10 protein-coding genes are annotated in these 16,118 nt (G+C 55.5%); all 10 read right to left on the reverse strand.

The features are described from left to right. Positions 1-46: 46 nt before the first annotated feature. On the reverse strand, positions 47-4,300 hold the full coding sequence (locus P3T22_RS21170; RefSeq protein WP_429326016.1) for a calcium-binding protein: 4,254 nt from the start codon (positions 4,298-4,300) through the stop codon (positions 47-49). 264 nt (positions 4,301-4,564) lie between these two features. Next, complete coding sequence (locus P3T22_RS21175; RefSeq protein ID WP_148662117.1) at positions 4,565-5,113, reverse strand: DUF5625 family protein; 549 nt, start codon at positions 5,111-5,113, stop codon at positions 4,565-4,567. A 211-nt stretch (positions 5,114-5,324) separates the two neighbouring features. Next, positions 5,325-5,834 carry a DUF5625 family protein gene (locus tag P3T22_RS21180; protein ID WP_148662116.1) on the reverse strand — a complete coding sequence of 170 codons (510 nt, stop codon included), beginning with the start codon at positions 5,832-5,834 and terminating at the stop codon, positions 5,325-5,327. A 2,176-nt stretch (positions 5,835-8,010) separates the two neighbouring features. After that, positions 8,011-8,367: a hypothetical protein gene (locus P3T22_RS21185; protein ID WP_429326017.1), complete on the reverse strand. Its 357-nt coding sequence runs from the start codon at positions 8,365-8,367 to the stop codon at positions 8,011-8,013. 86 nt (positions 8,368-8,453) lie between these two features. Then, on the reverse strand, positions 8,454-8,792 hold the full coding sequence (locus tag P3T22_RS21190) for a hypothetical protein (protein WP_148662113.1): 339 nt from the start codon (positions 8,790-8,792) through the stop codon (positions 8,454-8,456). Between the two features lie 745 nt (positions 8,793-9,537). Continuing rightward, positions 9,538-10,617, reverse strand: a complete 1,080-nt coding sequence (locus tag P3T22_RS21195) for a hypothetical protein (RefSeq protein ID WP_429326018.1) — start codon at positions 10,615-10,617, stop codon at positions 9,538-9,540. 340 nt (positions 10,618-10,957) lie between these two features. Further along, positions 10,958-12,346: an EAL and HDOD domain-containing protein gene (locus P3T22_RS21200; RefSeq protein ID WP_063495493.1), complete on the reverse strand. Its 1,389-nt coding sequence runs from the start codon at positions 12,344-12,346 to the stop codon at positions 10,958-10,960. A 319-nt stretch (positions 12,347-12,665) separates the two neighbouring features. After that, positions 12,666-13,460, reverse strand: coding sequence for an ABC transporter substrate-binding protein (locus P3T22_RS21205; protein WP_429326019.1), 795 nt, complete (start codon positions 13,458-13,460; stop codon positions 12,666-12,668). Between the two features lie 270 nt (positions 13,461-13,730). Continuing rightward, positions 13,731-14,789 carry a succinylglutamate desuccinylase gene (gene astE / locus P3T22_RS21210; protein ID WP_429326020.1) on the reverse strand — a complete coding sequence of 353 codons (1,059 nt, stop codon included), beginning with the start codon at positions 14,787-14,789 and terminating at the stop codon, positions 13,731-13,733. Further along, positions 14,773-16,113, reverse strand: coding sequence for an N-succinylarginine dihydrolase (gene astB, locus P3T22_RS21215; RefSeq protein WP_063495490.1), 1,341 nt, complete (start codon positions 16,111-16,113; stop codon positions 14,773-14,775). The genes astE and astB overlap by 17 nt, the downstream gene beginning before the upstream one ends. Positions 16,114-16,118: the final 5 nt, after the last annotated feature.

Raw genomic sequence — 16,118 nt, forward strand, 5'->3', positions numbered from 1 at the left:
GGTCGCGTGACGTAAGCGTCGCGCGACCTGATGGTGGCGAAGCGGACTAGAAACAGTTCACCGCTACCGGCGGTGTCAGCGCTTGCGTTGCGCCTTGCTGCCATGCCGAGTCAGATAGCGACGGCGGCGCGATGCTCGCCATTGTCTGGATCAGCAGGTCGAGTTTGCTTTCGATATATGCCGATGTGTCGATTGGATCCGGCTCGAAGGTTCGCATCGACGACATGAGCTTAGGCTGCGCTGCGATCGCTTTCGCGTTGATCGTAGCCTTGTCCCAGGTGGTGCCGTCGGCGAAACGGAACTGTTCAATTCCGTACGGCAGCGTCGAACCGCTCGCGTAGAACTGCATCTTGATTCGCAGTACATTGTCGGAACCCGGCAGCGTGACCAGAAGGTCCGAACTGTTACCGTCGCGACGCACGGTGACGTCGCCTGGTTTGATGTCCGCATCGAACAGCACGACGTCAGTGTCCTTGCCGTTCGGGTCGTACGCTTCCTCGATCGTGTCGTTGCCGGAATGGCGGCCGAACAGATACGTGTCGCTGCCGGTGCCGCCGATCAGTAAGTCGTTGCCTGCACCGCCGTCGAGTATGTCGTCGCCGTTGTAGCCAACCAGAACGTCGTTGCCCGGCGTGCCCTGCATTGCCATCAGGGCGACGTCCCGCTTGGTCCAGTTCGTGCCGTCGGCGAACCTGAACTGTTCGATGCCGTAGCCGAAAACCGAACTGCCGCCAGACTGGAAAAACTGACTCTTGACGCGCAGCACATTGTTCGAACCCGAGATGGTCAGCAACAGATCATAACCCTGACCGTCGCGACGCACGGTGACGTCGCCTGGTTTGATGTCCGCGTCGAACAGCACGACGTCAGTGTCCTTGCCGTTCGGGTCGTACGCTTCCTCGATCGTGTCGTTGCCGGAATGGCGGCCGAACAGATACGTGTCGCTGCCAGCGCCACCTATCAGCAGGTCGTTGCCTGCGCCGCCATCGAGTACGTCGTCGCCGTTGTAGCCAACCAGAACGTCGTTGCCCGGCGTGCCCTGCAATGCCATCAGGGCGACGTCCTGCTTGGTCCAGATCGTGCCGTCCGCGAATTTGAACTGTTCGATGCCGTAGCCGAAAACCGAACTACCGCCAGACTGGAAGAACTGACTCTTGACGCGCAGCACGTTGTTTGAACCCGAGATGGTCAGCAACAGGTCATAACCCTGACCGTCGCGACGCACGGTAACGTCTTCCGGACGGATGTCGGCGTCGAAGAGCACGACGTCAGTATCGTTGCCGTACAGGTCATACACCTCATCGATCGTGTCGTTACCCGAGCGCCGTCCAAACAGATACGTGTCGCTGCCAGTGCCGCCGATCAGCAAGTCGTTGCCTGCACCGCCATCGAGCACGTCGTCGCCGTTGTAGCCAACCAGAACGTCGTTGCCCGCCGTGCCCTGCAATGCCATCAGGGCGACGTCCTGCTTGGTCCAGATCGTGCCGTCCGCGAATTTGAACTGTTCGATGCCGTAGCCGAAAACCGAACTGCCGCCAGACTGGAAAAACTGACTCTTGACGCGCAGCACGTTGTTCGAACCCGAAATGATCAGCAACAGGTCATAACCCTGACCGTCGCGGCGCACCGTGACGTCGCCTGGCTTGATGTCCGCGTCGAACAGCACGACGTCAATGTCCTTGCCGTTCGGGTCGTATGCTTCCTCGATCGTGTCGTTGCCGGAATGCCGGCCGAACAGATACGTGTCGCTGCCGGTGCCGCCGATCAGTAAGTCGTTGCCTGCACCGCCGTCGAGTACGTCGTCGCCGTTGTAGCCAACCAGCACGTCGTTGCCCGGCGTGCCCTGCAATGCCATCAGGGCGACGTCCTGCTTCGTCCAGGTCGTGCCGTCAGCGAATTTGAACTGTTCGATGCCGTAGCCGAAAACCGAACTGCCGCCAGACTGGAAGAACTGACTCTTGACGCGCAGCACGTTGTTCGAACCCGAGATGGTCAGCAGCAAGTCATAACCCTGACCGTCGCGACGCACGGTGACGTCGCCTGGTTTGATGTCCGCGTCGAACAGCACGACGTCGGTATCCTTGCCGTTCGGGTCGTACGCTTCCTCGATCGTGTCATTGCCGGAATGGCGGCCGAGCAGATACGTGTCGCTGCCAGCGCCACCTATCAGCAGGTCGTTGCCTGCGCCGCCATCGAGTACGTCGTCGCCGTTGTAGCCAACCAGAACGTCGTTGCCCGGCGTGCCCTGCAATGCCATCAGGGCGACGTCCTGCTTGGTCCAGATCGTGCCGTCCGCGAATTTGAACTGTTCGATGCCGTAGCCGAAAACCGAACTACCGCCAGACTGGAAGAACTGAGTCTTGACGCGCAGCACGTTGTTCGTACCCGAGATGGTCAGCAACAGATCGTAACCCTGACCGTCGCGGCGCACCGTGACATCCTGCGGGCGGATATCCGCATCGAATAGAACCACATCGGTATCGTTGCCGTACAGGTCATACACCTCATCGATCGTGTCGTTACCCGAGCGCCGTCCAAACAGATAGGTGTCGCTGCCCGTACCGCCGACCAACAGGTCATCACCTGCGCCGCCATCAAGCACGTCATCGCCAGCGCCACCGTAAAGCGTATCGTTGCCGTCGCCGCCCAGCAGGATGTCGTCGCCGTCACCGCCGTTTAGCACGTCCTTACCCGTGAACCCGATGAGGATGCTGCCCGACGAGCCAGTGGACTTACCGTTCAGTGTGCCATCGCCGAACACGACGCCCAGTTGACCAAGCACTTCGCGCATCGCGTCGCTCTGATGTGCCTCGACATAGGTGCGGAGTTCCACGCCAACGTCGAACCCTTGCAGCAACCAGTTCACACCAAATGCTCTCGTCAGTCCGGCCAGTATGAACGCGACATCCGTTGCGCCGATCACGCTTTCCGCCGCTTTCAGCTTCGACATCATGCCGTTGAAGTCGGCGTGGACTTGACCTGCCTCATTGACGTCGTACCCAATCGCGTCGAGATACGGCATCCAGACCGTCTGCATCGCGATAGCTTTGTAGACCGACTCGACCAGCGTCGACCACGCCTTCGACACATACTGCCCGCGCGTGCCCGACAGATTGACAGTCCCGCTTGCATTGGCGCCGAGCATCGTGCCGGACATCTTTTCGAGGACGGTGAGGCGGCTAATCCAGTCGACATCGTTGGCAGATCCAGTGATTGTGCGTTTACCAGATTCTGTCAGTGACTGGGACGTCGTCATGCCGGATGTCGCGGCCCATGCCTTGAGCAACGGCTCGATCAACGCCTGCTGTTCTACAGCGGTCTTTGCTTGCGTTATTTGATCGAGGAGCGTGCGCAACGCTACGCCCTCTGCAGTATCGAGACTCGCGGCTTGCCATAGATCACGCACATTGCCCGCGCCCTGTACATATGGCATTGCAACCACGTCATCACGCAGCGGGATCGCCGTGTCGAATTTCTGATGCAGCGTATCCTGACCGAACCAGATTTCCTGCATGTCCCGCTCGACAGGCACACCATCGACCATCTGCACGAACGAGCCGGAGCCTCGCACCATGTTGCCGTTTTCGAGCGTGCGGATCGTGGCGTCTTTACTCAGATTGATCGAGATGATCCCGAGTTCGTCGAGGCTCAGCAGTTCGCCCGATTGTGAGGTGCCGTCGCCGTTGGCATCGCGCCAGATTCTGAGCGACGACCAGATTGCGTCGTTGTGGTCGATGACGCCATCTTTGTTCAGGTCGAACTCGCGGAGTGCGTCAAAGCCGTTCGCCGCGAGCGTGCCGTTTGTGAGCGGTGTGAAGTTGCTGAACAGTTCCGCGCCAGAGTCGATCGTGCCGTTGTGGTTACGGTCGAGAACAAGGAATCCGTCGCCCGCACTGATCCAGCCGGTGTGCGTACGGCTGCCGCTGCCGTCGAAATCGAAGTAGGCATTCGAATTGTCCGGATTGGTGGTGTGGATACCGTCGCCGTCGATGTCGAGGATCAACGGGTCGACCATGCCGGCACTTAGGATGAAAAACTTGAAGTAATCGCCAATTCCGAAGGGAAGCTTGAATATGTCGAGATTCTTGATCACGTTCGAAAGCCATCCTCCGTTCTGCGTGTTTCGCATGAACTCGACGTTAATAATGTTCAGTGTCGGCAAGAGTCCGCCCTCGAACCCACTCGGATTCAAACCGCCTTCTTTGAGAGCCGCCCAAGTGAAGTCGATGCAACTGTTGGTTAGGCCGTTGTAGTTCATATCGAACCCATAGTCGCCCGGCTCATCACCGAATCTCTCCATCGCCTGATACTGACTCTCACTAATTTCTATCGTTGTTGCATACTTCCTGGTTTGATAGTTCGAACTATCGTCGTTGTAAACCTTACCTTTTGAAAAAGGCTGACCGGACTCTTCCTTTCGTGGAGCAAAACCGTAGCTCGTAGAATTCCCATTGCCGTCATGAAGCTGGTACCACATATGCCCAACTGTGGAAACCGTCCCGTCAGCCAACTCGGTCCCAGGGCTCGAAATATTAATAGTCAAATATGGCATAGGATTATCCGATTACTTACCAAAATATGCTTTACTAACCAAAATCTGGGCTCTTACATGCGCCAAATCCGGGGCATCCAGCATGTTCAAGACTTTTACTCGATAGACTCCCGGCTCGAGTTCAACTACAACTAGCGTGGCGTCAAGCGTATCTGCACCCCAAGATGAAAGCCTGGGCCTATCAACGCTTTTATTAGAAATGGACTCCCATCCCGTGTCGACCACCCGATCCATCTCGACATTTATTAATAACGGAGCTCCTCGATTAATACGTTTACCTATTACTTCTTCAATCGGCCCACCGACCAGCCCCCAAACGCGGCCACGGTCACCTGGAATTTTTTTGTCAAAAAAATACTCCAAACTTACATCATAGAAACCTTTTTTTTCAATGGAAAACTCACATTCCAAAAAACTTCCAGATTTATCCAAATTGAATGGCAACCAGAACGGAATGGTTTTTAACTCGCTTTCTTTTTTACAACCAACAAAAAACCCAAATGCAACCATGCCAACAATTAATTTTCTTCTCGAAACGTCGACTTCAGCACACCCATTCACATTGACCTCGCAATTTTTCGCAAAAACCAGCCAACCGGCAATGCAACTTAAAAATCACGTAACCACGCCTCGCACCCACCTCCAGATCCGCGCGAACTACCCGCGCACATCTGATTACACTCGAACCTTGGACAGGAGCCCGTCAACGTACCCACCCCATCCACTAGCCCATATACCCATCAATAGTCAAAGATGGCATAGGTCTATCTGATCACTTACCAAGATATGCTTTACTAACCAAAATCTTGGCTCTTACATTCTCAAAATCTGGAGCATCCAGCATGTTCAAAATCTTTAATCGATAGAGTCCCGGCTCGAGTTCAAGTACAAGTAGCCTGGCATCAAGCGTATCTGCACCCCAAGAAGAAAGCCTCGGCCTATCAACGTTTTGCTTAGAAATGGATTCCAACCCCTTGCCGACCATCCTGTTCAGCTCGACTTTTAATGATAATGGAGCACCTCGATTAGTACGTCCGCCTACTATTTCTTCACCCGGCCCACCGACCAACGCCCAAACACGGGCACGGTCACCCGGAATTTTCTGGTCAAAAAAATACTCCAAAATTACGGCATAGAAACCTTTATTTTTGATAGAAAATTCACATTCCAAAAAAATTCCAGATTTATCCAAATTGAATGGCAACCAGAACGGAGTGCTTTTCAACTCACCTTCTTTTTTGCAACCAACAACAAAACCAAATGCGACCACCCCAACAATCAATTTTCTTCTCGAAACGTCGACTGCAGCACATCCATTCACATTGACCTCTCAATTTTTCGCAAAAACCAGCCAACCGGCAATGCAACTTAAAAATCACGTAACCTCGCCTCGCACCTGCCTCCAGATCCGCTCGAACTACCCGCGCACATCTGATTACACTCGAACCTTGGACAGGAGCCCGTCAACGTACCCACCCCATCCACGAGGCCATATACCCATCAATAGTCAAAGATGGCATAGGTCTATCTGATTACTATGCTTTACTAACTAAAATCTGATCTTTTATGTTCTCAAAACATCTCCTATAGCAGCATACAGATTAGCAGTGGATACCTTCCCGCTCGGAACTTCCAGTGCAATGCTGTAGACGTCATTTACAAGTGCGGCAACGCCAACAACGGGCCCGAATCAAGAAATTGTGCCCGCGTTGGTTGCAAGCGGAAAGAGCGATTTACCAACTGAGCCCATAATCCCGTCGACAAACTGCAGAACTGCAATCGACGCTTGTAGATTTCCTCTTTCCTGCCCTTCATATGCCCCCCGATCGATCTTCCGACCTGAACGGCATTTTGACCGTTAGCCAACTGCCCAATAGCAATTCCAATGTGATCAATGCTTGCAACATTCATATCTTATTACCCAACGAACAGAGCGATTATTTTCTATAAACGAAAATTCTTCTCAACACAAAAAAATACCCAATCACGATGCACACCAGCAGAAATGAGCAGGTCGCCTTGCTATTTTGTTTTTCGTAGTACTTCACCGAACTATCGAAACTCAATACAGCCCCTCCATTCGCAGAGACCTCAAATATTTGCTTTTGCGAAACACCCCAAAATCCGCTTCTTTGCTCATACCAACCGATTACCACATCCTTTCCATTTATTTTATCCCCCCTCTAATTTCAAAAGGACAAAAACCAACGCCCAGCCCCCATAAATAGTAGCCACAGTGATATTTATGCAGCCCTGATTGCTCCCTTAACGTCACGTATTCCGCGCCTCGATATATTTTCCTTATATCAACAATGCCAGCCGAATATGTCAACATACTGTGCTCAGGCGCCGCATAAAGAAGAACTCTTACCGGCCCACTTCCGTAATAAAACACCGCTATCGTCAGGATGGCAAAATTAAATAATTTTGAAATCATAGTGTCAGCGAAAATTACGTGTCGTCGATAGCAACGGTTTTTCCGTGATGGCTCGCTGATGGAGCGAATCCATAGCTATTTGACGACCCCGCATCGCTCTCAGCTCATGCCACTTATGCCCTACAGAGGAAGTCCCTCCATTAGCCAATGGCGCACCGGAATTCGCAATATTAGTGGGCACCGAATACATAAAATTTCTCTCACCCCTTTATCTATACAGGCAACGATAAAGCCATTTCCGATAAAAATCCTACGTAGAACAATCGAATAAATTTAAATCATAAAAATCAATAATCCGGTTCAAAATGCCCTACTTCTCTACGATTGGCAGTATTTAACTGCGCAATCAAATTGAGAAAGCATCTAATTTTCGGGAGTGATAATCCATGCAGATCGAGCATTAACTATTCTGGACACTTCGGTCCCAAAATACGTCGCCGCATCCTTCAGCATTTCGGAGCCAGCCGCCTTGTCGAAATCTTCCATGCTTATTGCCATCATTTTTCAGACTCATTACGCAAGATCCCAAAACTCAAAAATACAAAACAATTGTACCGGCCGTCCCCAACAACAAAGAAAAAGGAAAATTCGCTTTGATACCAAATGCACGGACTATAGGTATTTCTTGTGTTAGTCGGTATCGCACAAGAAAAATCCCAGCCTGAGAAGGACAAGGCACGACTTACAATTGATAGCCGCATTTCCGGATGAGCTCCATGAACGGCCCATTGTTCTGCAGCAATTTTCACCGATCCTCCGGCAAGGATCCATATTCTGAGTTAATCGGTATCGTTTTTATGAAAATAGTATTCACGCGTTATCACATAAAATTTTTCGGCAACACACATATCGCACCAATCGTCAGTCGGTCATCACGGAAGTCATAAAATTACACCAAAATTTCAATGAAAGCAAAACGAAATATAATGGGTTTACAAATTTCTACATAAAATATAGATCCAATGATGCGTGGCCTCGAACTACATGATAAAAGTATGGAATATTCTCTTAAATTCTTAATTTAACAGGCCGCGATTAAGACTAAATCTGCTTTACTGATGCATATGTATGCACTCACCACATTGAGTTCCACTACATCGGTGTCGTTGCCGTACAGGTCGCAGGCTTCATCGATTGCGTCGTTACCTGCGCGACGACCGGATCGCGTCATTGCGGTTCGCGGTGTGAAATTGCTGAACAGTTCCGCGCCTGAGTCGATCGTGCCGTTGCGGTTACGGTCGAGAACGAGGAATCCGTCGCCCGCGCTGATCCACCCGGTATGCGTACGGCTGCCGCTGCCGTTAAAGTCGAAGTAGGCACTCGAATTGTCCGGATTGGTGGAGTGGATACCATCGCCGTCATGAAGCTGGTACCACATATGCCCAACTGTGGAAACCGTCCCGTCAGCCAACTCGGTCCCAGGGCTCGAGATATTAATAGTCAAATATTACATTGATTATCCGATTATTTACCAAAATATGCTTTGCTAACCAAAATCTGAGCTCTTACATGCGCCAAATCCGGGGCATCCAGCATGCTCAATACTTTTACCCGATAGACTCCCGGCTCGAGTTCAACTACAACCAGCGTGGCGTCAAGCTTATCTGCACCCCATGATGAAAGCTTAGGCCTATCAACGCTTTTATTAGAAATTGACTCCCATCCCGTGCCGGCCACCCTATCCAGCTCGACATTTATTAATAATGGAGCCCCTCGATTAGCACGTCCACCTGATATTTCTCCTCCCGGCCCACCGACCAGCGCCCAAACGCGGTCACGATCACCTGGAATTTTTTTTGTCAAAAAAATACTCCAAACTTACGTCATAGAAACCCTTTTTTTCAATGGAAAACTCGCATTCCAAAAAACTTCCAGATTTATCCAAATTAAATGGCAACCAGAACGGCGTGCTTTTCAACTCACTTTCTTTTTTGCAACCAACAACAAACCCAAATGCAACCACCCCAACAATTAATTTTCTTCTCGAAACGTCGACTTCAGCACACCCATTCACATTGACCTCTCAATTTTTCGCAAAAAACAGCCAACCGGCAATACAACGTAAAAATCACGCAACCTCGCCTGGCACTTATCCGCAGATTCGCGTCGATTACCCCGCGCACCAGGTTATGCTCGTACTGAGGAGTCGCTCATCAACATACTTACCCTCCACCAACCGCAATACCCACAACGGGATGACATAGCGAAATCCTATTTCCCCATGTACGCGCGTGGTACGGAGTCAAGATGCCCACGCCGCTCAACCCGACATTTGATGCGACTTGCAATTTGCAGATCACTCCCCTTTGATCATATAAATCACGGAAGCTAACGTAACGGTTATAGCGACAGCTCCAAATCCGGCAACCCAGTCTGGCTCCAACCTGGAAACCCTTAGTTTTCCAAAAGATAAGATCTTCAACCCAACCGCCCCGACACCCCAACAAAGTACGTCGACGAAGAACCAAACTAAAAAGTCCATTGCGCCTCTTTCGCGAGGCGCCAGTTTTGGAAAGGCACCCTTCGCCACTCCCATCCCAGCCGCTCTCTACTCAACATTCAAAGCCCGCATGCCAATCAGCCGCACACCAAACTTATTGACGTATTCGTCGATCTCCACCCGCTGCCCTGCCTGCCAATCGTTCCGCGAACTGGTGCCGCAGAAACGGATTTCGCGCTTGAGTGTCGGCTCCAGCAGGTACACCGGGTTTCCGCATCCTCTCGTCGATGTTTTTGTCCGCAAAACGAAGGTCTGGACAGTGCGTAGCTGCCCCGGCGTCCAGCGAAACTCGATCAGGTTAGCGAGGTGAAAGAACATTGCAGCGAAGCAGGAGATGGACAGCCCCGCAAGTAGCGTATGTGCCGCTCGCAGAACACGTGGCACTCTCAACGCTTGGACCGGCCAGTTGCGACGCCTCACTATCACCGCAAACTGAATCAAGCACGCAGTCGCTAATACGCTGGCGCCGAGTGCCCAGACACCTATGTAAGCGGGGTAAAAAAGCAGGTAATCGGAAACGAGCACAAGTAAGCCGACAATCGACACAATCCCCACTGCGACTAGTCCGAACAGCAATGGGCGTCCTGCCGGCACACTCGTTTGTGGCACAACGCGGTTTGTGGCGCCCGTCCATTCACGAACGCCACCAAAGATATGGCGGACAGTGTGAACATTCTTCGCCGTATAGATGACAAAGCGCGCTCCGTATGGTCCAACCAGAATGATCGATGAATTGAGCCTCACCCCACGGCGCTGGAAGCCAATCGGTTTATCAGGCTCTGCCGCAGGCCCCGTGAGAATCGCAGCGGGCCGGTCTCTGAATTGCACGTGCTGGAAGCCGCGGCGAACATTGCCAGAACGATCGATGATGATCGGCGGCGCCGTTAGACCAGCGATCAAGATCCTGCGAAGAACAAGCGCACCCACGCCGAGCGCGGCAGGCAACCAGAACCAGCGAGCGCCAAATAGTCCGCCGCCTCTTATCGCCACGATAAGCGTCGCGATCAGTACAAACAGCGCCAAGACCAACAAAAGAAGATTGACGATGAAAAATCTGACCCGATAGCCGGTCGAAAACGTTATCTGGAAAGCGTCAGCAGCGCCGTTATAGTCGACAGAAGCAGCCATGAATGCGATAGAAGTGTCAAAGTGATGGCAACCAATTCTTTCAAATCGAAAGAATTGGCCCAGAATCTATCGCATCAGACCAAGGCGCGCTATCGGCCACTTCTGATGGTGGTGTCAGAATTCAAGCGGGCGACAGCGACTTCAGGCATAGCACGGCAAAGCTCGTTCAAGTAGGTAGCCGGTAAACGCAAAAACGGCGAAGCCGTGCTTCGCCGTTTTGAAATAAACCGCCTGTGCCTCTCAATTGACATCGGGGGAAAAGACCACATCCATTTGCGCCGCGACATTCGCACCCGTGGTTCAACGCACATCAGCCAGCAACTCGCCAACCGACACCCCCTCAATCCTCAATCCGCTCCAACCCCTCCGCACTCCGATCCCCCACCCCAGCCCAAGCCCCCGCCTCCAACCCCAACTCCGCGATCTCTTCCACCGTCAACGGCTGCAAGCGCGCGCACAAGGCACCGATCTCGTCCCACGCCCCGCGCTCGAGCGCTTCGATCGCCGTCAGCAGCAACCCCAGCACGCCTTGCCGATGCAAGATGCCGGCCTGAATCGGCCGCGATAGCGTCAGCACATTCAACGTGCTTTCGAGCGAGCCGCCGAACACCGCGTCGACAAACGAAAACACGCCGGTCAGAAACGCCGCATCGGCTTCGTCACGGCCGGCTTCAGGCAAGCGTTCAATCGCCAGTTCCATGAAACGCGCCCGGGTCGCCGCCAGTTGCAGCAGAGGATCGTCCTCGAGCGCAACCTTGCGGCCGTCCGCATACAGCAGCAGTTGCGTCCAGCGCGCGATCCGATTCGTGCCGGTCGCGTTGATCGCTTCGCGCAGCGTTGTAACCTTGTGGCCGACTGCGAGGCCGCTCGAATTCGCGAGCTTCATCAGATGCATGACCAGCACCGGATTCAGCTTGAGCTCAGCTTCGAGTTGCGCGACAGTCGGGTCGCCCGACAACAGCTGCAACAGATTCAGCAATGCATGCCGCGGCGCACTGACGCGCCGCGTCGCCGAGGTCTGCGGACGCGCGAAGAAGTAGCCCTGAAAACGGTCGAAGCCGAGATCATGCGCCGCTTCAAGATCGGCCGGCGCATCGAGACCCAGCGCGATCAGCAGCTTGCCCGCTGACTTGAGCACGCTCGTCAATTTGGGTAACAGCGCTTTCGGCGCGCGAGTGAAATCGATCTTGACGACTTCCGCAAAGGGCAGCAGCTTCGCAAACGTTTCATTGGGCTGCGTTACTTCGTCGAGTACGAAACGATAGCGCCGCCCGTGCAATTGAACGATACGGGCAACTAGCGCATCGTCGGCCTCGATCGACGGCGGCAATTCGAACATGAAACGGTCAGCCGGCAGATGCAGGATCGAATCGTCGAACAGCATCTCGCGGTTTACATCGACGTAAGCGGGATGGCCGGTGAGCGCTCCGCGCACAATGCCCTGCATCAAACCGCGAATCACGGCTCGCGCCACGCGCTGTGCCGGCTCGGGCGCGCGGCCCGGCAAGGCATCGGCATCCACAGCCGAATCAGCGGCCAAATCTGCGGCCGATGCTGCGCCCGCGCCAGGTTCGGCGCCCGCAGGCAAATCCGGTGCGCGCACTTTGATTTCATAGCCGCACAGCATTCCGTCACGATTCAGAATCGGCTGACGCGCGAAGCTGGCATTCAGTGGCGCATCGTCCGAAGCACTCGTCTGCCTCGGATTCTCGATTGCGATGGTGGTCATTCCGGTTCCCCGCTACGCGCCGCCCAGGCGCTTCCTGCAGTATTTTGGTTTTCGCTGCACCATTCGTGCGCATCCAAGGCCTGAGGCCCTTTGCACCTGCGGTGAGCCCGACGATTCTAGCGCAGGCCGCCGCGCGCCGACATGTCGGCGGCGCAATATCTCGAAATAATTGGATGCCCGTCCCGCGGAAGGTCTGGAAGCGCTGAACTTCCGGCTGAAGGTGATTCCGCACGTGGACGGCACGCCGCCCAAATTGCAAACGGCCGCGTCAGCGGCCGTTTGCATCAAGCAAAACCAATCAGGCAAGACACACCACGCCTTACTTCAACACCACCTTCACGTCGAAGTACCTGGCTGCGAAGCGGTCGATCGTGCCGTCCGCCTTCAGTTCCTTGAGCGCCTGGTTCAACGCGTCCTTCAACGCTTTGTCGCCCTTGCGGATGCCGAAACCCACGCCCGCGCCGAGCAGCTTCTCGTCGGTGACGGCCGGCCCGGCGAATTCGAAGCCTGCGCCTTGCGGCTTCTTCAGGAAGCCCTTCGATGCCGCTTCCGCGTCCTGGAACGCGGCGTCCAGACGGCCCGACGCGAGGTCGGCGTAAATCTGGTCCTGCGTCTGATACGGCACGACGTCGACACCCGCCGGCGCCCAGCGCGCCTTCGCATACGTTTCCTGAATCGTGCCTTGCAGCACGCCGACGTGCTTACCCTTGAGCGAGGCCGGCGTAGGCAGCAAACCACTGCCCTTCTTCGCGATCATCTGATTCGGGATCGTGTAGATCGGATCGGTGAATTCGATGGCCTGGCGGCGCTGGTCCGTGATCGTCATGTCCGAGTTGATCGTGTTGAACTTGCGCGCTTCCAATGCCGGAATCAGGCCGTCAAACGAATTCTCGACCCACACGCACTTCGCTTTGAGCTTTGCACACACGGCATTGCCGACGTCGATATCGAAACCTTGCAGCTCGCCCGACGGCGACTTCGATTCGAACGGCGCATACGACGCCTCGACGCCGAAACGCACTTCCTTGATATCTGCGGCCGAGGCGGTGCCTGCCATTACCGTTGCCGTCGCGAACAGCGCGAGTACTGCCATGTTTCGCCAATTCATTTTCATTGCGGGTGTTCCTCTACGGTATTGAATAAGACGGAGCCGAATCCGGGCCAGCATGATTGCCGCGCCAAAAATGCGATTCAAACTCATGCGGACCGTGTGGTGCGGCGCAACAGCCGCGAGCGCGGGATTGTACAGGCCTGGCAAAGCACGCCTGGCGGGCAGGGGAAAGAATGCCCTTCACGCGACCCTGCGCAGATGCACGGCGAAGGTGCAAATTCGTGTCGCGTTCAGGCAAGAGGAGATGCGTGAAGGATGTGAAGCGGCGTGCGGCTAAACGAGCTTCGAGAGCGTCTCCTGGGTGGTCTCCACCACCAGCAGACCCGCGCGCAAACCCGGCTTGACCGTCGCGTTGGGAAACACGAGGCGCTCTTCGTCATGACGCACGGTATAGCGATACTCGCCATCGCGTGCGAGCAGGGTGTCCTTCACAAAGGGCGTGAAATTCGGCACATCGGCGGCAACCAGCAATTCGAACGCATCGCTTTGCTTGGTGAGCTGATCGATCACGGTGAACACGCGCGGCATCGCCGCGGGCACGCTGCCGTTCGTTGTACCGGCTAGCAGATGGCGCAGCGCTTCGTCCGCCCCGGCGAAACGCGTCAGATCGTTCTGACCGAACGGGCGCACCTTGCCGAGTTCGAGGGTACAGGCTTCGGCACCACATGCCTGTGCGGTGAAGTGCGAGTACGTATTGCCCTTGGTGGTGTGCAACAGGACCGCGCTAATGCGCGCTGCACCGAGCCACTCGAACATTGCACGCGAAAACGGCTTGCCGGTATGCGGCAACAAGGCGAATTGCTCGAAAGCCGAGGGGCGGATCGCCGTATGCATGTCGACGTGCCAACGGGCGCCGGGCGCTTGCGATGCCGCGGCAAAGAACAGCATTGCCGCACGCTCCAACGCCGCCGCACGCGGCGCTTCGTGGCTGTGCGGCACTTGCGTATGACGGCCGCTGAAGAGCCGGTTCAGATCGTCGTCGCGATAGCGGCACGCGTCGCGCATGGCGTCGACGTTGCCCAGAATCACCAGCAAGCGGCACGTCAGCGCGGCATCGCCTTGCGCGATATCGCGCACCAGATACGACAGCAGTTCAATTGGCGCGGTTTCATCGCCATGCACGCCGGCAGAGACGAGCACGCTGCGAGTGCCGTCATCCCGCACCGCGGACTCCATGAGCAGCACACCATCATCGAGCCACGACCAGCGCACGCCGCCGTTGGCGCACACACCCTGCGTTTCCTGCGCGCCAGGCTGCGTCCCCGCCAACGTGTAGGCAAGGAAATCGTCGAGCATCGAAACCGGCATGCCGCGTTCAGCGCTGGAAGTCATACAGCGAACCCAGACCGAGAATCTGCGTCAGTTCGTCGAGCGCAGTGCGCGACTCGGCGAGCAGTTGCGGATCGGTCAGATCGGTCGGTGCGAGACGATCGCGATAGTGCTTTTCGATCCACGTATCGAGGCGGCCGAACAGCTTGTCGTTGATCCACACGCCAGGCGTCACCGCTGCGCGCTCCGCGTCGTTCAACACCACGCGCAGACGCAGACATGCCGGACCGCCGCCGTTCTTCATGCTTTCGCGCAGATCGAACACGAGCACGTCGTCGATCGGACCGGTGTGCGCGGTCAGCTCGTCCAGATAGGCGCCCACGCGCGCATTCTCGCGGCATTCCTGCGGCACCACCAGCACCTGTTTGCCGTCCGGGCGCGTCAGCAACTGGCTGTTGAACAGGTACGACGTGACCGCGTCGGCCACGCTCACCTGCGCGTCGGGCACTTCGATCACGTTGAATTCGGCCTTCAGCCCGGAGAGTTTGCTGCGCAGTTCGTCATACACCGCATTCTGTTCGACAAACGCCAGTTGATGACAGAACAGCGTATTGCGATTGCCGACCGCGATCACGTCGTTATGGAACACGCCCGCGTCGATCACGTCGGGATTCTGCTGTGCGTACACTGTGGCTGCTTCTGCCAGACCGTGACGATGCGCGACCGCGCGGCTCGCCTCAAAGGTCTGACGCGCGGGAAAACGCTTCGGCTCCGGTCCGCGGCGATATTCGCTGCGGCCATACACGAAGAATTCGACGCCACGTGTGCCGTATTCCGAGCAAAAACGCGTGTGGTTCGCCGCGCCTTCGTCGCCGAGCGCCGGTGTGCCGGGCAGTGCCTCATGCACCGCGAAACGGTCGGCGTCGCTGAAAATCGCGCGCAAGGTGCGGCGTGTCGATTCATGTTCGATCGCGCGATGCAGCTTGCTGCACAGATTGGCCGGCGTGAAATGCACGCGGCCGTCGTGCGTGTCGGCCGAGGGGCTCACCGTCGCCGCGTTCGCGGTCCACATCGCCGAAGCCGAACTCGCCGCGGCCAGCAACTCGGGCGCGTCTTTGGCGACGCGTGCGATCACCGTCGCGTCGTCGCCCGAAAAACCGAGCTCGCGCAAGAGGCGCATCGAAGGACGCTCCTGCGGCGGCAACACGCCTTGATGAAAGCCGAGATCGGCCAACTGCTTCATCTTGCGCAGGCCTTGCTTGGCAGCCGCTTTGGGGTTGGCAACCGACTTCTCGTTGTTCTGCGACGCGACGTTGCCGAACGAGAGTCCGGCGTAATTGTGGGTCGGGCCGACGAGACCGTCGAAATTGGCTTCAGTGGCTTGCATCGTCG

This window comes from Paraburkholderia sp. GAS348 (assembly GCF_050434205.1).
Lineage (GTDB): Bacteria > Pseudomonadota > Gammaproteobacteria > Burkholderiales > Burkholderiaceae > Paraburkholderia.

Coding starts and splice junctions, on each gene's coding strand:
- P3T22_RS21170 (WP_429326016.1), bottom strand. CDS start 4,300: ATGGAGAGATTCGGTGATGAGCCGGGCGACTATGGGTTCGATATGAAC.
- P3T22_RS21185 (WP_429326017.1), bottom strand. CDS start 8,367: ATGTGGTACCAGCTTCATGACGGCGATGGTATCCACTCCACCAATCCG.
- P3T22_RS21195 (WP_429326018.1), bottom strand. CDS start 10,617: ATGGCTGCTTCTGTCGACTATAACGGCGCTGCTGACGCTTTCCAGATA.
- P3T22_RS21200 (WP_063495493.1), bottom strand. CDS start 12,346: ATGACCACCATCGCAATCGAGAATCCGAGGCAGACGAGTGCTTCGGAC.
- P3T22_RS21205 (WP_429326019.1), bottom strand. CDS start 13,460: ATGAAAATGAATTGGCGAAACATGGCAGTACTCGCGCTGTTCGCGACG.
- astE (WP_429326020.1), bottom strand. CDS start 14,789: ATGACTTCCAGCGCTGAACGCGGCATGCCGGTTTCGATGCTCGACGAT.
- astB (WP_063495490.1), bottom strand. CDS start 16,113: ATGCAAGCCACTGAAGCCAATTTCGACGGTCTCGTCGGCCCGACCCAC.